Source organism: Stenotrophomonas sp. 63632_Sma (assembly GCF_056482875.1).
On record NZ_CM151220.1, the window covers coordinates 3,200,025 to 3,218,774 of the forward strand.

General features: G+C 66.2%; 20 protein-coding genes, 1 tRNA gene and 1 pseudogene. 5 read left to right on the forward strand and 17 right to left on the reverse strand.

Translation table 11 applies throughout. From position 1 onward, the window contains the following. Positions 1-36: 36 nt before the first annotated feature. Positions 37-474, forward strand: coding sequence for a GNAT family N-acetyltransferase (locus ACZK45_RS14940; RefSeq protein WP_125894328.1), 438 nt, complete (start codon positions 37-39; stop codon positions 472-474). Here the strand turns inward: ACZK45_RS14940 and ACZK45_RS14945 are convergent. From ACZK45_RS14945 to thrS, 11 genes and pseudogenes are all read right to left on the reverse strand, one after another. Beyond that, positions 453-794, reverse strand: a complete 342-nt coding sequence (locus tag ACZK45_RS14945; RefSeq protein WP_032128660.1) for a low molecular weight protein tyrosine phosphatase family protein — start codon at positions 792-794, stop codon at positions 453-455. The genes ACZK45_RS14940 and ACZK45_RS14945 overlap by 22 nt on opposite strands. After that, entirely contained in the window at positions 791-991 is a 201-nt protein-coding gene (locus ACZK45_RS14950) for a hypothetical protein (RefSeq protein WP_014037933.1), read from the reverse strand. Before ACZK45_RS14950 ends, ACZK45_RS14945 begins: the two co-directional genes overlap by 4 nt. Before the next feature lie 117 nt (positions 992-1,108). Continuing rightward, positions 1,109-1,185 (reverse strand) — tRNA-Pro (locus ACZK45_RS14955). A gap of 68 nt (positions 1,186-1,253) precedes the next feature. Next, complete coding sequence (locus ACZK45_RS14960) at positions 1,254-1,610, reverse strand: MerR family transcriptional regulator (protein WP_005410431.1); 357 nt, start codon at positions 1,608-1,610, stop codon at positions 1,254-1,256. Then, positions 1,591-1,890, reverse strand: a complete 300-nt coding sequence (locus ACZK45_RS14965; RefSeq protein WP_005410432.1) for an integration host factor subunit alpha — start codon at positions 1,888-1,890, stop codon at positions 1,591-1,593. The genes ACZK45_RS14960 and ACZK45_RS14965 overlap by 20 nt, the downstream gene beginning before the upstream one ends. A 27-nt stretch (positions 1,891-1,917) precedes the next feature. Continuing rightward, a pseudogene (pheT, locus tag ACZK45_RS14970) lies at positions 1,918-4,301 on the reverse strand (phenylalanine--tRNA ligase subunit beta). A gap of 121 nt (positions 4,302-4,422) precedes the next feature. Next, entirely contained in the window at positions 4,423-5,418 is a 996-nt protein-coding gene (locus ACZK45_RS14975) for a phenylalanine--tRNA ligase subunit alpha (RefSeq protein WP_005417865.1), read from the reverse strand. Positions 5,419-5,611: 193 nt separating this feature from the next. Then, complete coding sequence (rplT, locus tag ACZK45_RS14980) at positions 5,612-5,971, reverse strand: 50S ribosomal protein L20 (protein WP_006380762.1); 360 nt, start codon at positions 5,969-5,971, stop codon at positions 5,612-5,614. Positions 5,972-5,982: 11 nt separating this feature from the next. Beyond that, a complete protein-coding gene (gene rpmI / locus ACZK45_RS14985) occupies positions 5,983-6,180 on the reverse strand; it encodes a 50S ribosomal protein L35 (RefSeq protein ID WP_005410436.1) in 198 nt (65 codons plus the stop codon). A 266-nt stretch (positions 6,181-6,446) separates the two neighbouring features. Then, positions 6,447-6,989, reverse strand: coding sequence for a translation initiation factor IF-3 (gene infC, locus ACZK45_RS14990; RefSeq protein WP_005410437.1), 543 nt, complete (start codon positions 6,987-6,989; stop codon positions 6,447-6,449). A 48-nt stretch (positions 6,990-7,037) separates the two neighbouring features. Further along, positions 7,038-8,939, reverse strand: coding sequence for a threonine--tRNA ligase (thrS, locus tag ACZK45_RS14995; protein WP_032128659.1), 1,902 nt, complete (start codon positions 8,937-8,939; stop codon positions 7,038-7,040). Between the two features lie 429 nt (positions 8,940-9,368). Between thrS and ACZK45_RS15000 the strand changes: the two genes are divergently transcribed. From ACZK45_RS15000 to ACZK45_RS15010, 3 genes are read left to right on the forward strand one after another with little or no spacing between them, the layout of a single operon-like run. Next, positions 9,369-9,665, forward strand: coding sequence for a hypothetical protein (locus tag ACZK45_RS15000; protein ID WP_005410439.1), 297 nt, complete (start codon positions 9,369-9,371; stop codon positions 9,663-9,665). Beyond that, a complete protein-coding gene (locus ACZK45_RS15005) occupies positions 9,665-9,928 on the forward strand; it encodes a membrane protein (protein ID WP_032128657.1) in 264 nt (87 codons plus the stop codon). The genes ACZK45_RS15000 and ACZK45_RS15005 overlap by 1 nt, the downstream gene beginning before the upstream one ends. Positions 9,929-9,938: 10 nt before the next feature. After that, on the forward strand, positions 9,939-11,498 hold the full coding sequence (locus ACZK45_RS15010) for a PepSY-associated TM helix domain-containing protein (RefSeq protein WP_329893986.1): 1,560 nt from the start codon (positions 9,939-9,941) through the stop codon (positions 11,496-11,498). A gap of 129 nt (positions 11,499-11,627) precedes the next feature. Here the strand turns inward: ACZK45_RS15010 and ACZK45_RS15015 are convergent, their stop codons facing one another. After that, a complete protein-coding gene (locus tag ACZK45_RS15015; protein ID WP_049401221.1) occupies positions 11,628-12,020 on the reverse strand; it encodes a VOC family protein in 393 nt (130 codons plus the stop codon). A 90-nt stretch (positions 12,021-12,110) separates the two neighbouring features. Then, the gene (locus ACZK45_RS15020; protein WP_293797567.1) at positions 12,111-13,301 is read right to left on the reverse strand and encodes a glycoside hydrolase family 18 protein; all 1,191 of its coding nucleotides are present in this window, start codon (positions 13,299-13,301) and stop codon (positions 12,111-12,113) included. A 222-nt stretch (positions 13,302-13,523) separates the two neighbouring features. Here ACZK45_RS15020 and ACZK45_RS15025 point away from each other — a divergent pair, with 222 nt between their 5' ends. Next, on the forward strand, positions 13,524-14,510 hold the full coding sequence (locus tag ACZK45_RS15025) for a tetratricopeptide repeat protein (RefSeq protein ID WP_236494365.1): 987 nt from the start codon (positions 13,524-13,526) through the stop codon (positions 14,508-14,510). Between the two features lie 134 nt (positions 14,511-14,644). Here the strand turns inward: ACZK45_RS15025 and pnp are convergent, their stop codons facing one another. The 4 genes from pnp to rbfA all read right to left on the reverse strand — a co-directional run bounded on the left by pnp (position 14,645) and on the right by rbfA (position 18,738). Further along, positions 14,645-16,753, reverse strand: coding sequence for a polyribonucleotide nucleotidyltransferase (gene pnp / locus ACZK45_RS15030; RefSeq protein ID WP_032128652.1), 2,109 nt, complete (start codon positions 16,751-16,753; stop codon positions 14,645-14,647). Positions 16,754-16,904: 151 nt separating this feature from the next. Continuing rightward, on the reverse strand, positions 16,905-17,165 hold the full coding sequence (rpsO, locus tag ACZK45_RS15035; RefSeq protein ID WP_005410445.1) for a 30S ribosomal protein S15: 261 nt from the start codon (positions 17,163-17,165) through the stop codon (positions 16,905-16,907). A gap of 173 nt (positions 17,166-17,338) precedes the next feature. Then, on the reverse strand, positions 17,339-18,247 hold the full coding sequence (truB, locus tag ACZK45_RS15040; RefSeq protein ID WP_478444878.1) for a tRNA pseudouridine(55) synthase TruB: 909 nt from the start codon (positions 18,245-18,247) through the stop codon (positions 17,339-17,341). A 107-nt stretch (positions 18,248-18,354) separates the two neighbouring features. Beyond that, positions 18,355-18,738, reverse strand: a complete 384-nt coding sequence (gene rbfA, locus ACZK45_RS15045; RefSeq protein WP_005410447.1) for a 30S ribosome-binding factor RbfA — start codon at positions 18,736-18,738, stop codon at positions 18,355-18,357. Between the last annotated feature and the right edge of the window lie 12 nt (positions 18,739-18,750).

The window sequence follows — 18,750 nt, forward strand, 5'->3', positions numbered from 1 at the left end:
GCCGATAGACTGGGCCCTCCTGTCAGGAGCCCGACCATGCCCGCTGCGACTGCGCTGCGCCTCCGCGACGCGACGCCCGCCGATGCCTCCGCGCTGATCGCACTCGACAGCGTGGCGGCAAGCGACCCTCGACGGGCGGAGCAGATTGGCGAGTGGCTGGCGCGGGGCAACGTGCATGTTGCCGAGCAGGAGCGCGGGATCGTCGGCTACATGACCCTCCATGAGCACTTCTTCGGCGAAGCCTTCATCGAAATGCTGATGGTCACGCGCGAGCGGCGCAGCCAGGGCGTCGGCGCCGCACTGCTGCGGCACGCGATCGCACAGCGTGGACAGCGCAAGCTGTTCACCTCGACCAATGCCTCCAACATCGCCATGCAGCGCCTGCTCGTTGCATCGGGCTTCATCGACAGCGGCATCGTGCATGGACTGGATGACGGTGACCCGGAGCTGATCTACCGCTTTGCCGGCAGCTGATCGAGATACGCGGTCACCTTGGTGTCCAGCAGATCCATCAGCACGGGATCCATGCAGCGATAGTCGTCCGGTATATCCAGGCAATGCAGGCGCTTGTGTTCCAGCAGGCGCGCGTACGCGGCCTGCAGGCGATGCTGGTGCTTGGCCTCCATCACGAAGATGACATCGGCCCAGCGGATGTCCGCCGGGCCGATGGGGCGTCGTGCATGCGGGCTGGTGCCGGCCGACAGCGCAGTGAAGCCGGGCCGCCGTCGCCACATGGCTTCGGCGGTTGGGCTGCGCAGCTGGTTGCGGCTGCAGACGAACAGCAGGTTGATCATTCCTGTTCCTGCAGTTGGCGGGCGCTGAGCACTGGATAGGTGAAGCCCAGCTGGCGTGCGCGCGCAAGCTTGGCATCGCGCGTGTACAGCAGCTTCCAGTTCTTCTCGGGCTTGTAGCTGTAGGCGGTCGTGGCGCGGTCGCCACCACGATTGCGCGCCTGGCTGCGACGCCAGGCACGGTTTCTTGCAGATTCCATGATGTGTTCTCGTGAGTACCGGGTTCAGCAGCCGCGGTAGTACGAGTGGCGCGCAGCATACACCGCGCGCACAAAAAAGCCCACGCATCGCTGCGCAGGCTTCTTGATTCATCACAGTGGTCGGGACGGCCGGATTCGAACCGACGACCCTCTGCCCCCCAGGCAGATGCGCTACCAGGCTGCGCTACGCCCCGACTGATGCTGCGATGTGCCCGCCAGTGCGGCGGGCCGTGAAGTATAGCGGATTACGATGGAAATGGGATCAGCGGCGCAACAACTGCAGCACTTCTTCCAGCTCCATGCGCACCTGCTTGATGATCTGGTTGCTCAGCGCCGATTCCTCGCGGGCATCGGGGCCATCCAGACGCAGGCGTGCACCACCGATGGTGTAGCCCTGTTCGTACAGCAGGCTGCGGATCTGCCGCACCATCAGCACGTCGTGGCGCTGGTAGTAGCGGCGGTTGCCTCGGCGCTTGGCCGGCTCAAGGCTGGGAAACTCGGTTTCCCAGTAGCGCAGCACGTGCGGCTTGACGTCGCACAGCTCGCTGACCTCACCGATGGTGAAGTAGCGCTTGGCCGGGATCGGCGGTAGTTCGCGGTTACTGCCCGGATCCAGCATAAGCTTCCACCCTCTCCTTGAGCTTCTGGCCCGGACGGAAGGTGACCACCGTACGGGCGGAAATCGGAATTTCCTCGCCGGTCTTGGGGTTGCGACCCGGGCGCTGGTTCTTGCGCCGCAGATCGAAATTACCGAAGCCCGACAGCTTCACCTGACGTCCCTGTTCCAATGCTTCACGCAGCACATCGAAAAACGCGTCGACGAATTCCTTGGCTTCCCGCTTGTTCAGACCGACTTCGTCGAACAGCTTTTCCGCCATCTCCGCCTTGGTCAATGCCATTGCCTGCTACCCCCGAGTGCTGCCCGCTCAGCCGCGGATCCGGGCGTGATGTTCACGCTCGATGGCAGTGACCGCCTCGGCCACCACCGCATCCACGTCGCGGTCCGTCAGAGTGCGCGACTTGTCCTGCAAAATCAAGCCCATAGCGAGACTCTTGAATCCCGGCTCGACGCCCTGGCCGACGTAGCGGTCGAACAGGTTCAGGTCGCGCAGCAGCGGGCCAGCAGCCTGGCGGAGGGTGGCCGCGAGATCGGCCCAGGCCACCTGTTCAGGCACCAGGAATGCCAGGTCGCGGCGCACTGCCGGGAAGCGCGACAGCTCGCCGGCACGCGGCAGGCGGCGGGCGGTCAGCGGCTCCAGGTCCAGTTCGAAGGCGTAGACGTCGGCTTCAATGTCCATTGCCTTTGCCAGACGCGGGTGGATCTGCCCGATCCAGCCGATCGCCACGCCATCGCGGAACACCTCGGCCGAACGGGCCGGGTGGCCGTAGGGGCGGGCCGACGGGCGGAACTCCAGTACCGCACCACTGGCAGCGGCCAGCGATTCCAGATCGCCCTTCAGGTCATGGAAATCGACCTTGCGGGCCGGCAGGCCCCACTGCAGTGCCTGTGCATCGCCACAGACCGCAGCGGCCACGCGCAGGGTTTCCAGCGGCGCCATGCGGCGGCCGACCGTGCCTGCTGGGCGAACACGCGGCCCAGTTCGAACAGGCGCACGCGGCCGATCTGGCGGGCGGCGTTGCGGCCCAACGTGGCGACCAGGCCTGGCAGCAGCGACGGGCGCATCACCGCCAGTTCGGCCGACAGCGGGTTGGCCAGCGGTACCAGGCCGTCGCGCAGCTGCCACTGGCTCAGCAGCGCATCGTCGACGAAAGCGAAATTGACGGTTTCCTGCTGGTCACGGGCGATCAGCTGGCGGCGCACGCTCAGTGCGTCCAGCTGGGTCTCGCTCGGCATCGCCACGCGCGAGGCGCCGCCCGGCAGCGTGGTCGGGATCTGCTCGTAACCGTGGATGCGCGCCAGCTCTTCGATCAGGTCTTCTTCGATGGCGATGTCGAAGCGGCGGCTCGGCGCCGTGACCTGCCAGCCGTCGGCGGTGGCAACCACGTCCATGCCCAGCGCGCGCAGGATGCGCTCCACTTCCGCATCGTCGATGGTGATGCCGAGCACGCGGGTGATGCGGGCGCGGCGCAGCACGATGGTTGCCGGCTGCGGCAGATCGGCCTCACGCACGGCCTCGGTGACCGGCGCCGGGGTGCCGCCGGCCAGGTCCAGCACCAGGCGGGTGGCGTACTCGATGGCGGTACGCGGCAGTGCCGGGTCGACACCGCGCTCGAAGCGGTGGCCGGCATCGGTGTGCAGGCCCAGCTTGCGGCCACGGCCCATGATCGCGGCCGGCGCGAAATGCGCGGCCTCCAGGAACACGGCAGTGGTGGCGTCGGTGACACGGGTGTCGAAGCCGCCCATCAGGCCGGCCAGGCCGACCGCACGATCAGCGTCGGTGACCACCAGGAAGCTGTCGTCCAGCGCGGCATCGCGGCCATCCAACAGCTTCAGGCTCTCGCCGGCACGCGAACGACGCACGGCGATGCTGCCCTGCAGGGTGTCGAGGTCGTAGGCATGCATCGGCTGGCCGAGCTCGAGCATCACGTACTGGGTGATGTCGACCAGCAGCGAGACCGGGCGCACGCCACTGCGGCGCAGGCGCTCGGCCATCCACAGCGGGGTCTCGGCGGCGGCGTTGACACCTTCGATGACGCGGCCCAGGTAACGCGGTGCTTCGGCGCCGGCGTCGAGCTGGATGGCCAGCTCACGGCTGCCGATGGCGGGAATCGTCTCGGTGGTGAAATCCAGCACGTCGCTGCGGGTGGCGGCGGCGACGTCGTAGGCGATACCGCGCAGGCTGAAGCAGTCGGCGCGGTTCGGGGTCAGCTTGATCTCGATGCTGGCGTCCGGCAGGCCCAGGTAATCGACCAGAGCCTGGCCGACCGGTGCGTCATCCGGCAGCTCCAGCAGGCCGGAGGCATCGTTGTCCAGGCCCAGCTCCCTGGCCGAGCACAGCATGCCGTTGGACTCGACACCGCGCAGCTTGGCCGGCTTGATCTTCAGCTCGCCAATCTGCGCGCCGACCATCGCCAGCGGCGCAACCAGGCCCGGACGTGCGTTCGGTGCGCCGCAGACGATCTGCAGCAGCTCGCCCTGCCCGGCTTCGACCCTGCACACCTGCAGGCGGTCGGCTTCCGGATGGCGTACGGCGTCGATGATGCGTGCCACGACCACGTGCTCGAGGCCCTCGCCCAGCGCGGTCACTTCTTCCACTTCCAGGCCGATGGCGGTCAGCACCGCACTCAGTTCATCGCGCGAAGCGCGGGTCGGGACGTGGCTGCGCAGCCAGTTTTCGGAGAATTTCATGGTGTCACCCTGGTGGGAGGCGTGCCTCCCGTTGCGGTTTTTGTGGTCGCCCAGCGCATGCGCAAGGAGGCGTCCATCCAGAAAAGCAGCCGAGCATGGCTCGGCGCTACACGGTTGCGACTTACGCGAACTGCTTCAGGAAGCGCACGTCGTTCTCGAAGAACGCGCGCAGATCGTTGACGCCGTAACGCAGCATCGCGAAGCGCTCCACGCCCATGCCGAAGGCAAAGCCGGTGTAGCGCTCCGGATCGATGCCGACGTTTCGCAGCACGTTCGGATGGACCATGCCGCAGCCGAGCACTTCCAGCCAGCGGGTGCTGCCATCGGGCTGCTGCCAGGCGATGTCCACTTCCGCGCCCGGTTCAACGAACGGGAAGTAGCTGGGGCGGAAGCGCATCTCGAAGTCGCGCTCGAAGAAGGCGCGCACGAACTCGGCCAGCGTGCCCTTCAGGTCGGCGAAGGTCGAATGCTCGTCCACCAGCAGGCCTTCCACCTGGTGGAACATCGGCGAATGGGTCTGGTCGCTGTCGCTGCGGTACACCTTGCCGGCGGCGATCATGCGCAGTGGCGGCGCGTGGTCGCCCATGTAGCGCACCTGCACACCGGAGGTATGCGTGCGCAGCAGGCGGCCGTCACCGAAGTAGAAGGTGTCGTGCATGGCGCGCGCCGGGTGGTGCGGCGGGAAGTTCAGCGCCTCGAAGTTGTGCCAGTCATCCTCGATCTCCGGCCCTTCCGACAGCTCGTAGCCCAGCCGGCCGAAGATGCCGGTGATGCGCTCCAGGGTGCGGGTGATCGGATGCAGGCCGGCGCGGTCGCCATTGCGGCCCGGCAGGGTGATGTCGATGGCTTCGGCGGCCAGGCGCGCATCCAGTGCCGCGTCTTCCAGCAGCGCCTTGCGCTCGCCCAGCGCGCGGGTCAGCGCGTCGCGGGCCTGGTTGATCGCTTCACCGGCGGCCTTGCGCTCGTCGGCCGGCAAGGCGCCGAGCTGCTTGAGCTGCGAGGTGATGCTGCCACTCTTGCCAAGCAGGGCCACCCGCAGCTGTTCCAGCACGTCGGGGCTCTGTGCGGCGGCCACATCGGCCAGCGCCTGGGTGGTGAGGGATTGGATGTCGCTCATGGGGGGCCGGAACTCCAGTCGATCTGCCATCGCGATGCGCGAAGGGCCGACCCCTGTCGCCACCGCCGTCCCCGCGCTGCCGTCATGGCCTCGCCGGGACCCAAAAAAGAATGGGGAAGGACTTGCGCCCTTCCCCATGCATTGCCTTGACCTGACACCGTTCCGAGTGAACGGTTACGGCATCGGGAAGGACTTATGCCGCCAGCGCGCCCTTGGCCTTTTCGGCCAGCGCGGTAAAGCCGGCTGCGTCGTGCACGGCGATGTCAGCCAGGACCTTGCGATCCAGGGTGATGCCGGCCTTCAGCAGACCATTCATGAAGCGGCTGTAGCTCAGGCCGTTGATGCGGGCAGCCGCATTGATACGGGTGATCCACAGCGAACGGAAGTTGCGCTTCTTCTGCTTACGGCCGATGTAGGCGTACTGCTGTGCCTTGATGACCGCCTGCTTGGCGACGCGGAAGACCTTGCGACGGGCGTTGTAATAGCCCTTGGCGAGATCCAGAATCTTCTTGTGGCGGCGACGCGCCTGTACGCCACGCTTAACTCGTGCCATTTTTCAGTTCCTCAGAGGTAAGGGAGCATGCGGTCCAGACGGCCTGCGTCTTCTGCACGGACATGGCCCGTCTGACGCAGATTACGCTTACGCTTGGTCGCTTTCTTCGTGAGGATGTGGCTACGGTTGGCGTGGCCGCACTTGTACTTGCCCGAGGCGGTCTTGCGGAAACGCTTGGCCGCTGCCCGGTTGGTCTTGATCTTGGGCATTGCAATGTCCTTGATGGGATATGACCCTGGTTTCTGACTGATCTGGCGGCGGCCTGGGCCGCTCTTTCCGTCCTGCCATGATCGGCGTACGACCCGTCCTGGGTGGGTCGAGCCGGGCATGATACAGGCAAAACCGCCCTGCCACCAGCCCCTGCAACCCTTTCGCCGGCAATTCACCGGCTTCCTGCAAAAGCAAAGGGACGCCCATGGCGCCCCTTTACCCTGAACCGTTCAGCCAGGCGCCCCGGAAGGCGGCCCGTCAGGCCTCAGGTCTTCTTCTTCGGCGCGATCATCATGACCATCTGACGCCCTTCCAGGCGCGGACGGGATTCAATGACGATGTCCTCGCCCAGATCGGTCTCGATCCGGTTGGCCATTTCGCGGCCCAGTTCCTGGTGGCTCATTTCACGGCCACGGAAACGGATGTTGACCTTGATCTTGTCACCATCCTCGAGGAACCCGCGCATCTTGCGCAGCTTGATCTGGTAGTCGCCCTCGTCCGTGACCGGACGGAACTTCACTTCCTTGATCTCGACCTGCTTGGTCTTCTTCTTGGCCTCGCTGGCCTTCTTCTGCGCTTCGAACTTGAACTTGCCGAAGTCCATGATCTTGCAGACCGGCGGATCGGCCTGCGGCTGGATTTCGACCAGGTCCAGGCCTTCATCTTCGGCCATGGACAGCGCTTCGTCGCGCGACAACACGCCGATCATTTCACCGTCACTGCCGATCACGCGGACGCGCGGCACACGGATTTCCTGATTCTTGCGGTTCTGTTTGTTGTCAGGGGTGCTGATATTACGTTCTCCCAAGGGTATCGAACCGGTCCGGGTGCCTGTGCCCCCGGACCGGACCTTTGCTTACGCGCCCTCGGCCTGGAGCCGCTCGATGAAGGCCTGCAGGCTCATGCTGCCCAGGTCTTCGCCAGAACGCGTACGCACCGCCACAGCCCCATTCTCCTTCTCGCGGTCACCAATGACCAGCAGGTAGGGCACGCGCTGCAACGTATGCTCACGGATTTTATAGCCGATCTTCTCGTTACGCAAATCCGAGCTGACGCGGAAGCCTTGCTCCGCAAGGGTTTTGGTCACGCCCGAGACGTACTCGGCCTGAGCGTCGGTGATGTTGGCCACCACCACCTGGGTCGGCGCCAGCCAGGCCGGGAACTGGCCGGCATGGTGCTCGATCAGGATGCCCAGGAAGCGCTCCATCGAGCCCACGATGGCGCGATGCAGCATGACCGGGTGCTTCTTCTGGCTGTTCTCGTCCACGTACTCGGCGCCCAGACGGCCCGGCATCATGAAGTCGACCTGCATCGTGCCCAGCTGCCAGGTACGGCCGATCGCGTCCTTCAGGTGGTACTCGATCTTCGGGCCGTAGAAGGCGCCCTCGCCCGGCAGCTCCTGCCACTCCACCCCGTTGCTGGACAGTGCCGAGCGCAGCGCGCCCTCGGCCTTGTCCCAGGTGGCGTCATCGCCCAGGCGCGATTCCGGACGCAGCGCGATCTTGACCTGGATCTCATCGAAGCCGAAGTGCTGGTAGACCGCCAGCGCCTGCTGGTGGAACGCGGTCACTTCCGCCTCGACCTGGTTTTCCGTGCAGAACACGTGGCCGTCGTCCTGGGTGAAACCACGCACGCGCAGGATGCCGTGCAGCGCGCCGGACGGCTCGTTGCGGTGGCAGGCACCGAACTCACCATAGCGGATCGGCAGGTCGCGGTAGCTGTGCAGGCCCTGGTTGAACACCTGCACGTGGCCCGGGCAGTTCATCGGCTTGAGCGCGTAGGTGCGCTTCTCCGATTCGGTGAAGAACATCGCGTCCTGGTAGTTGTCCCAGTGGCCGGATTTCTGCCACAGGCTCACGTCCAGGATCTGCGGGCAGCGCACTTCGCCGTAGCCGGTCTTGCGGTACACCTTGCGCATGTACTGCTCGACCACCTGCCACAGTGCCCAGCCCTTCGGGTGCCAGAACACCAGGCCCGGCGCTTCTTCCTGCAGGTGGAACAGGTCCTGCTGCTTGCCGATGCGGCGGTGGTCGCGCATCTCGGCTTCTTCGATGCGCTTGATGTACGCCTCGAGCTGCTTCTTGTCGGCCCAGGCGGTGCCGTAGATGCGCTGCAGCTGCTCGTTCTGCGCGTCACCGCGCCAGTAGGCGCCGGAGATGCGGGTCAGCTTGAAAGCCTTCAGGAAGCGCGTGTTCGGCACGTGCGGGCCGCGGCACATGTCCACGTATTCCTGGTGGTAATACATGCCCATCGCCTGGATGTCGTCGGACATGTCCTCGATCAGGCGCAGCTTGTAGTCCTCGCCACGGGCCTTGAAGATCTCGATCACTTCGGCGCGCGGCGTCACCTTCTTGATGACGTCGTAGTCCTGGGCGATCAGTTCACCCATGCGCTTCTCGATCGCGGCCATGTCGTCCGGGGTGAACGGGCGCTCGGAGTAGATGTCGTAGTAGAAGCCCTCGGCGATCACCGGGCCGATCACCATCTTCACGTCCGGGTACAGCTGCTTGACGGCGTGGCCGACCAGGTGGGCGCAGGAGTGGCGGATGATCTCCACGCCCTCCTCGTCCTTGGCGGTGATGATGCGCAGGCTGGCATCGTGGTCGATGACGTCGCTGGCATCGACCAGCACGCCATCCACGGCACCGGCGATGGTGGCCTTGGCCAGGCCGGCGCCGATCGACTGGGCGACCTCCATGACGCTGACGGGATTTTCGAATTCGCGGCGGCTGCCGTCGGGAAGAGTAATGTTGATCATCGCAGTGGCTTCGTGCGGGGCCCGCAGGGCGGGCTGGAAAGCGTTCCCGGGGCGGCGCCCGGGCAATAAAAAAGCGCCGCGAGGGCGCCTGGAACACAGGGCCTTCGGGGGCAGGTCAACAGTGGGCGGTGGTAGTGCTCATGTCGCACGCTCGGCCGGCGCTGGGCGCGGGCCACCTTGTTCCAGTCAGGGTCCTACGCTGATCTTAAACCAGCGCAGGGGAAAGCCCAAGGCCTACCGTACGGTCCGCTGAATGGGTCTCGCTGGCGGCGTGAAATTGCAATGATTACCATGTCGGCGCAGGCCGCCCTGTGCCAGCCTGCCCGCTTTCCCCCAGGACCCCGTGATGCGCCACCCGCTCCGACCGGCTCCCGCCGGCCCCGCCCGTGCCCCGCGTTCGCCGGCCCGCTGCCACGCTGGCCGCCCGCGATGATCACCGTCGGCCTTTCCACGCTCGGCTTCTGCAGCCTGGGCATGCTGGCGGCGATGTTCTCGGCGCTGGCCTTCTATGCCGCCTCGCCACACTGCCGCTGGCCGCGCCTGCGCCGTGCCGGCCGCCTTGGCCGCCAGATCGGCCTGGTCGCCGCTGCCGCCGCGCTGTGGCTGTGGATGGCCGAGCTTGGTTTTGCCGCCGGCCTGGTGGCGATGCTGTGCACCTGGATGCTGGCCGCCATGCTGCTGCCGGCGCTGGCGGCCTGGCACCGCCCCGGTACGGAGTCGCCCTGATGTGGCCGCGTGCCCTTGCCGGCATCATCGCCGGCTTCCTCCTCGCCGCAGCCGTCACCGGCCTGCTGGCGTGGCTGCCGCCCGGCCCGTGGCAACGGGCGCTGGTGCCGACCCTCATCGCCTTCATCCCGCTGTGGATGCTGGCCGCCCTGTGGGCGTTCAGTTTCCGCAGCGCGCTGCGCGCCTGGCTGGTGCTGGCCGGCAGCGCCGCCGCCGGCTTTGCCGTGCTCGGGCTGCTGCGCCTGACCGGCGCGGTGCAATGAGACCTTTCCCATGAAGTTCAGTTCGCAGACGCTGCGCACGTTCACCACCCTGCACACCTGGGTCGGCCTGGTTGCCGGCTTCGGCCTGTTCGTGGCCTTCTACGCGGGTGCGCTGACCCTGTTCCACCACGACCTGCCGCTGTGGCAGACGCCCGGTGCAGCCACCGCACTCCCCGCCGGCCTGGACGACGCGCAGTACCTGCTGGAAGACGTGCTTGCCGCGCATCCGGAAGCGCGCCGCCACGTCGGCATGACCTTCCCCGGCACCGAACACCCGCAGCCACTGGCCTACTGGCAGGCCGATGACGGCAGCTGGCGCTACGCCTGGCCGGGACAGATCGCCGGCAGCACCACGCCGCCACAGACCGGGCTGGCCGAACTGGTCAACGAGCTGCATTACAGCCTCGGACTGCCGGTGGCCGGCATCTACGTGATGGGCATCGTCAGCCTGCTGTATGGCATGGCCCTGCTCAGCGGCCTGGTGATCCACCTGCCGAAGCTGTTCGGCGATCTGTTCGCGCTGCGCCCGGGCCGCAACCTGAAGCAGCTGTGGCAGGACGCGCACAACGTGATCGGCGTGCTCAGCCTGCCTTTCCACCTGATGTTCGCGGTGACCGGCGCCCTGCTCTGCCTGGTGTTCGTGCAGATGGCCCTGCTCAACCCGCTGATCTACGACGGCAAGGCCCTGCAGGCGGTACCGACCGCAATGGACACCGCGCCTGTGCGCGACGCCAGCGGCATCCCGGCACCGCCGGGCAGCCTGCGCGTGCTGCATGCACGCGCGCTTGAAGTGGCCCGTGCACAGGGCGTGGCCAATTTCGAACCGGCCTACCTGAAGCTGGCCAACGCCGGCGATGCCAACGCCACCATCGAGATCACCGGCGAATCCACCGGAACGCTCGGCCCGCTCGGCGCGGTGGCACTGGACGTGGCCACCGGCAACGTCCTGGCCTCGCAGCTGCCCGGCCAGCGCGACGCCAACCACGCCACGCTCAGCGCGGCCTATGCCCTGCACTTCGGCGAGTTCGGCAACGGCGTAGTGGTCTGGCTGTACTTCCTGCTCGGCCTTGGCGGTGCCTTCCTGTTCTACTCCGGCAACCTGTTGTGGATCGAATCGCGGCGCAAGCGTCGCCAGCCGCAGCAACCGCGTGCCGGGGTGAACATGGCACGGGCCACGGTCGGCGTCTGTATCGGGCTGTGCGTTGCGATTTCGGTGGCGTTCGTCACCGCACTGGTGCTGGAGCGGCTGGCACCGTCCGCGGTCGACCACGGCATCCGCTGGGCCTGCTTCGGCAGCTGGGCGGCCTGTGCGCTGTGGGCCGCGCTGCGACGCCCGGCGCAGGCGGCACGCGAACTGCTGTGGGCGGCGGCGATCAGCACCGCGCTGGTGCCGATCCTGCATGGCGCGCTCAATGGTGACTGGCTGTGGCGTGCTGCTGCGCGTGGCCACTGGCCGCTGTTCTGGGTCGATGCCATCGCGCTGGCCATGGCCTTCGGCTTCGCCCGCCTGGCTGTGGCCAGCCAACGCCGCGCCCGCAACGGCGACCCCAACAGCGTCTGGGCCAACTGAGCCGTCGCCGGGCATGGCCCGGCGCTACCGACCGTTACGCGCAACGCCCCCTGTAGCGTCGAGCATGCTCGACAGCTGTTGATTTCGCGCCAAGCTCCGTCGAGCAAGCTCAACGCTACCCAAGCAGGATCATGCCTCGCCGGGGTAACGACTCACTTCGATCAGGTTGCCATCCGGGTCGCGGAAGTACACCGATTCGATCGGCCCCAGCGCGCCGGTACGTGCGACCGGCCCCTCCTCCACTGCAACGGACTGCGCCTGCAGGTGGGCCAGCACATCGGTCGTCGCCGTGCGCGTGACCAGGCACAGATCGGCGCTGCCCGGCATGGGCCGCAGCGCATGCGGTTGCAGCGGGGCGCTGGCCGGATGCAGGTTGATCTTCTGCTGGCCGAACTGCAGCGCGGTACGACCGGCGCCGAAGCGCACGACCTGCATGCCGAGCACGCGCTGGTAGAAATCACAGCTGCGGTCGATGTCGGCGACGGTGAGGACCAGATGGTCCAGGCGTTCGAGATGGATCATGCCCGCAGCGTAATGCTGCGGGCATGGACATGCTGTGCGGGGTCGGGCCGATGGCGTTGCGGCGTTGCGCCGGACATCGCCTGATGCAGCTCAATCGCCGATGCGTGCCTTCTGCCAGGGGCCCAGCATGGCGTTGAGCAGGCTGGCCTGTTCGTCGTCGCCGGTCAGCTCCCACATGAAGACGCCGGCCAGGCCCTGCTCGCGGGCGAACTGCGCACGCAGGCCGATCGAGCGCGGGTCTTCATAGCTGATGAAAACCTTCTGCTCGGCGTTGTACAGCCACGGGCTCTGCGCCTGTGGTTGCCAGTGCTTCGTCCAGCCCGGCTGGTCGAGATAACGCGCCTTGATCACCCGCCAATCGCCGGCATCGGCTGGTGCGCTGTAGGCCTGATACAGACCGTCCGGTGCATCGCCGGTGACCTTGAAGCCGCGCCCGTAGAACGGCATACCCAGCACCAGCTTGTGGGCTGGCACCCCGCGCTCGCGATAGTACTGCACCGCGCCGGCAACGTTGTTCCAGCGCCGCAGTTCCGGCGCCAGCGGATCGGTCGGCACTTCATGCAGGGGCGCATTGAACGTCGACACCGCCGAGAAGCCGGTGCCCATGTCGTAGCTCATCAGGTTGATGAAATCGAACACCTTGGCCAGCGCCGGCAGGTCATAGCTTGCGGCTGGATCGTAGGGGCCATCGGTCTGCAGGCGACCGGCGGCCAGTGCGGCGGTCAACAGCGTCGGCTGCCCCGCCTTGCGGCCATGCGCATCAAGGGCCACGCGGAACGCCTGCGCGAGCCGGGTCAGATTGGCGCGGTCCTGCGGGCGGTGTGCCAGCTCCTTCGGTCCGCCACTGACCGGGAACTCCCAGTCGATGTCCACGCCATCGAAACTGCCAGCATGACGATCGAAGAACAGCGCCATGCATGAGTCGACCAGGCGCTTGCGGCTGCCCTCGGTCAGCGCTGCATCGGAGAATCCACCTGCGCCCCAGCCACCGATCGAGATCAGCGTGCGCAGATGCGGGTGCGCCTTCTTCAGCTCGGCCAGCGCCGCGAAATTCTTCGGCGCTTCCGCACCGATCGTGCAGCGCCCGTCCTCGATGGTGGAGAACGCGTAGAACAGGTGGGTGAGGCGCTCGGCCGGAATGCTCGACACCGGGTAGCGCTCGGCCGAACCACCGGGGTAGTAGGCACCGAAGATCGGCGGCTGCGCGGGTGCCGCATGCACGGCTATGGGCAAAGCACCGGCAATCAGCACGGCAAGGGCAGCCACGGTCTGGCGGAACATGGGATCTCCCGGTTCGAAGGCGCAGCCACGTTAGCAAACGGATGGGGCTGTGGGACGGTTGTCGTAGCATGTCGTCCAGTGGACAAGTGCATCCCGCCGGATGACGACAACGCGCCAGTCATGCAACGACCCTCATGCACTGCAGCAGGACACACGCCGACGCTGCGTTCGCGGGCTCGCGCATCGGCTAAGGTAGCCGCGGACCTTCAACCGCGCATGGACATGAGCACCGACCACGACAACCTCGACGACGGCGACCTGCTGGACGACGAAACCCTCGACGAATGCCAGGCCCTGGAGGCACGCGCCTACGCCGCCTTCCGAGAGGGCGACCTGCAGCAGGCGGTGGCGCTGTTCGGCGAGCTGATCGCACTCGCCCCCGAAGTGCCGTACCTGCATTACATGCGCGGATTGGCGCACAAGTACCTGCGCGACTGGGCTGCCTCACTGCAGGACAACCTGCAATCGGAGCAGCTGCGTGGGGAATTCGATGTCGCCACTGCCTGGAATGCCGGCATCGCCGCCACCGGCATGGCGGACTGGGCCGAAGCACGACGCCAGTGGACCCGCTGTGGCATCACCCTGCCCGAAGGCGAGGGCCCGATCGAGGGCCACTTCGGCGTGGCCTGCGTGCGCCTGGCACCGTGGTCGGATGCCGAAGTGGTGTACATGAGCCGCATTGATCCGGTGCGTGCACGCATCCACAACGTACCGCTGCCCGAAAGCGGCTTTCGCTTCGGCGACATCGTGCTGCACGACGGCGCCTCGACCGGCCGCCGTACGTACAGCGAACACGAGGTGCCGGTGTTCAATGCAATGCAGCGCCTGCAGGCATCGGACATGGCGACCTTCACCGTGTTCGTGCAGTGCGATTCGGCCGATGACATCGCTGCGCTGGAGGCAATCACCCTGCCCGGCATCGGCATGGTCGAGGACTGGACGGCTACCGTGCGCCGGCTGTGCCGCCGCTGCAGCTACGGCACGCCGCACCAGCATGGTGATGAGGCGCCAGATGAAGACCAATGGAGACGCGAACGTGACCTCGGCGTGGCCGCACAGGGCCGGGCTGCGGTGGAAAAGCTCATGGCGGTGTGGGTCGCTGCAGCCCCCGGCCGGGTGCTGGAGGCCATCGAACAGCGCGAGCACCCGATGAGCGACCCGGAGCCAGGCCAGGTCTGGTGGCTGGGGGAGGACGAAGAAGACGCGTAAGTGCAAGGACCAACGGTCCTCATCCACAGGATTCCAGGCAAAGAAAAAGCGGGCCGAAGCCCGCTTTTTCATTTCAGCGATTCCAGGAGCGTGTCAACCAAGGTTGACACCTACCGTCATCGACCGGAGGTCGATTACTCGGCGCTGACGGCGTCGCCTTCTTCCACGGCCTTCATCGACAGGCGGATACGGCCCTGCTTGTCGACTTCCAGCACCTTGACCTTGACCACATCGCCTTCCTTCAGCACGTCGCCGACCTTCTCGACGCGATCGCTGGAGATCTGCGACACGTGGACCAGACCGTCCTTGCCCGGCAGGATCGTGACGAACGCACCGAAGTCCATGATCTTGGCGACCTTGCCTTCGTAGATGCGGCCCGGCTCGACGTCCGAGGTGATCTGCTCGATGCGGGCCTTGGCGGCCTGGGCAGCGATGGCATTGACCGAAGCGATGACGATGGTGCCGTCGTCCTGGATGTCGATCTGGGTGCCGGTTTCCTTGGTGATGGCCTGGATGGTCGAGCCACCCTTGCCGATCACTTCGCGGATCTTGTCCGGGTGGATCTTGATGGTCAGCAGGCGCGGCGCGTAGTCCGACAGCTCTTCACGCGGAGCGGTCAGGCCGTGGGCCATTTCGCCCAGGATGTGCAGACGGCCAGCCTTGGCCTGCTGCAGGGCCTGCTTCATGATCTCTTCGGTGATGCCTTCGATCTTGATGTCCATCTGCAGGGCGGAGATGCCCTCAGCGGTACCGGCCACCTTGAAGTCCATGTCGCCCAGGTGATCTTCGTCACCCAGGATGTCGGACAGGACGACGAAACGCTCGCCTTCCTTGACCAGGCCCATGGCGATACCGGCAACCGGCGCCTTCACCGGCACGCCGGCGTCCATCAGGGCCAGCGACGAACCGCAGACCGATGCCATCGACGAGGAACCGTTCGACTCGGTGATTTCCGAGACGACGCGGATGGTGTACGGGAAGGCTTCCAGCGACGGCATGACAGCCAGCACGCCGCGCTTGGCCAGGCGACCGTGGCCGATTTCGCGGCGCTTCGGGCCCATCATGCGGCCGCACTCACCCACCGAGAACGGAGGGAAGTTGTAGTGGAACAGGAAGTTTTCCTTGTACTCACCGGCAACGGCATCGATGACCTGGCCATCACGGGCGGTGCCCAGGGTGATGGTCACGATGGCCTGGGTTTCGCCGCGGGTGAACAGCGAGGAACCGTGGGTACGCGGCAGCACGCCGGTCTTCACGGCGATCGGGCGGACGGTGTCCAGCGCACGGCCGTCGATGCGGACCTTGGTGTCCAGCACCGAGTCACGCATGGTGCGGTATTCCAGCTCGCCGAATTCCTTCGACAGCTCGGCCGGGTTCCAGCCTTCGGCGGCCACGCGGCCAGCCAGGGTTTCGACCACGTCCTTCTTGATCGCCGAGATGGCGTCACGGCGCTGCAGTTTGTCACGCACCTGGAAGGCTTCGCCCAGGCGCGGGCCGATGGCTTCCTTCAGGGCGGAGATCAGCGCGTCGTTCTTGGCCGGGGCTTCCCAGGTCGACGGCTTGGTGCCGGCTTCGACGGTCAGCTCGTTGATCGCGTTGATGACCTTCTGCATTTCGCGGTGACCGAAGGTCACGGCGCCCAGCATCACTTCTTCGGACAGCAGCGCGGCTTCGGATTCGACCATCAGCACGGCGTTGGAGGTACCGGCGACAACCAGTTCCAGCTGCGAGTCAGCCAGTTCGCTGACGGTCGGGTTCAGGATGTACTCGCCGTTCTTGTAACCGACCTTGGCAGCGCCGATCGGGCCCATGAACGGGGTGCCGGCCAGGGCCAGGGCAGCCGAGGCGCCGATCAGGGCCGGGATGTCGCCGTCCACGTCCGGGTTCAACGACATGACCGTGGCGATGATCTGCACTTCGTTCTTGTAGTCTTCCGGGAACAGCGGACGGATCGGACGGTCGATCAGACGCGAGATCAGGGTTTCCTTCTCGGTCGCACGGCCCTCACGCTTGAAGAAACCACCCGGGATACGGCCGCCGGCGTAGAACTTTTCCTGATAATCGACGGTCAGCGGGAAGAAGTCCTGGCCTTCGCGCGCGCTCTTGGCGGCGACGGCGGTGACCAGCAGTACGGTGTCGTCCATCTTGACGATGACGGCACCGCTGGCCTGACGGGCGACTTCGCCGGTCTCGAGCGTGACGGTGTGCTTGCCGTACTGGAAGGTTTTGGTGATTTTTGCCACGGAGGGTGTCCTTGGGGATGCTGTCTGCGAATTTGGACCGTCGGCGACCCTTGCCGCCAGCGGGTGGCCGGATCGTTCCGGCCTGAATCGGGGATTGCGGTGCTACAAAACAAAACCGCGGCGCATCGCTGCGCCGCGGGGGATTCGTTGCTTAGCGACGCAGGCCAAGCTTCTCGATCAGGGCCTTGTAACGCTCGACGTCCTTCTTCTTCAGGTAGTCGAGCAGGCTGCGACGGCGGTTGACCATCTGCAGCAGGCCGCGGCGGCTGTGGTGGTCCTTCTTGTGGGTCTTGAAGTGGCCGGTCAGCAGTTCGATGCGGGCGGTCAGCAGTGCAACCTGGACTTCCGGGGAGCCGGTGTCAGCCGAGCTGCGCTTGTTGTCTTCAATGACCTTCTGGGTGTCGATCGACATTTCTTTTTTCTCTGTGATGCGTGGCCGGCAGGAACGCGCTTCGCGCACCGCCAGGCTCGCCGTGGACTACGAGGATGAAACCTGCGCGAGGCAGGTTGCCGGAAAACGGCCGCGAAATTGTAACGGTCGGGGGCTTCCGGGACAAGGACCGGGGCTGAACCGCCCGGCCCAGGTCAGAGGTTGAAACGACGCTGCGGAGCCAGCAAGCCACTGTCATCGACCTGGCCCAGGCCCTGGACAGCATCGTCCGGGCCAAACACGGCCACCAGGCCATGCGGCCATGACAGATTGCGCTGGCGCTGGCCGACGCAGAAACGGTGGGCCTGGTCGGCATCGAGGTCGACCCGCGGGTATTCAGCCAGGCCGGCCGCCAGCGGCAGCAGCAGCGCGTCCATCCCGGCCTCGTCACCGGCCTCGACCATCGCCCGCAGCTGGTCCAGGGTGACCATCGCCGGTTCATGGAACGGCTCGACCCAGAGCCGGCGCAACGCGCTGATGTGGGCACCGCAGCCCAGCGCCTCGCCCAGGTCGCGGGCCAGGCTGCGGATGTAGGTGCCGGAGCCGCAGGTCACGCGCAGCCGCAACCGCTCGGGCTGCTGCTCCATCACCTCGATGGCGTGCACCTGCACCTCGCGCACCGGCGCTTCGATGACGTCACCGCGGCGGGCCTTCACATACAGCGGCTCCCCACCCTGCTTCAGTGCCGAATAGATCGGAGCACGCTGGCGGATGCTGCCGGTCAGCGGCGCCAGCGCCGCCTGCAGGGCCTCGGCACTGATCGAAGGCACCGGGCGCTGCAGCAGCACCTGGCCTTCGGAATCGTCAGTGTCGGTGGTCTGGCCCAGCATGATCTCGGCGTCGTAGGCCTTGGCCGAGCCGAGCAGCAGACCGGCAATCTTGGTCGCCTCGCCGAAGCACAGCGGCAACAGGCCGGTGGCCAGCGGATCGAGGCTGCCGGTATGGCCACCCTTTTCGGCACGGAACAGGCGACGGGCCACCTGCAGGGCGGCGTTGGAGCTCATGCCGGTCGACTTGTCGAGCAGCAGGATGCCATCCAGGCGGCGGAACTGAATTCGGGTCATGACAGGATTTTGTAGAGTCGAGCCATGCTCGACTGCTGCAGCGCGGTCTGCATCAGACATCGCGCAGCCGGAATGCAACAACGCCGGGCATGCCCGGCGTCGCGCGGTTATTCTTCGTCGCTCTCGCGACGCTTCTCGGCGGCCAGCGTATCGGGCAGGTCGCGCAGGATGTTGTCGATGTGTTCACCACGGTCGACCGAGTCGTCGTAGTGGAAATGCAGCTCCGGCACGTGGCGCAGCTTCATCGCTCGGGCCAGGTCCATGCGCAGGCGATAGCCCAGCTCCTTCAGGCCGGCCACGGCTTCAGCCGAACGTTCCGGCATCAGCGCAGTGACGAATACCTTGGCATGGGCCATGTCGCGGGTGATTTCCACGTCGGACACGCTCACCGAGGGCAACCCGTGCTCGCGCACAGCGTTGTGCACCAGGGTGCCGAGTTCACGGCGCAGCTGGGCGGAGACACGGTCGGTTCGATGGAAAGTCTTGGGCACGAGGAGCTCTTG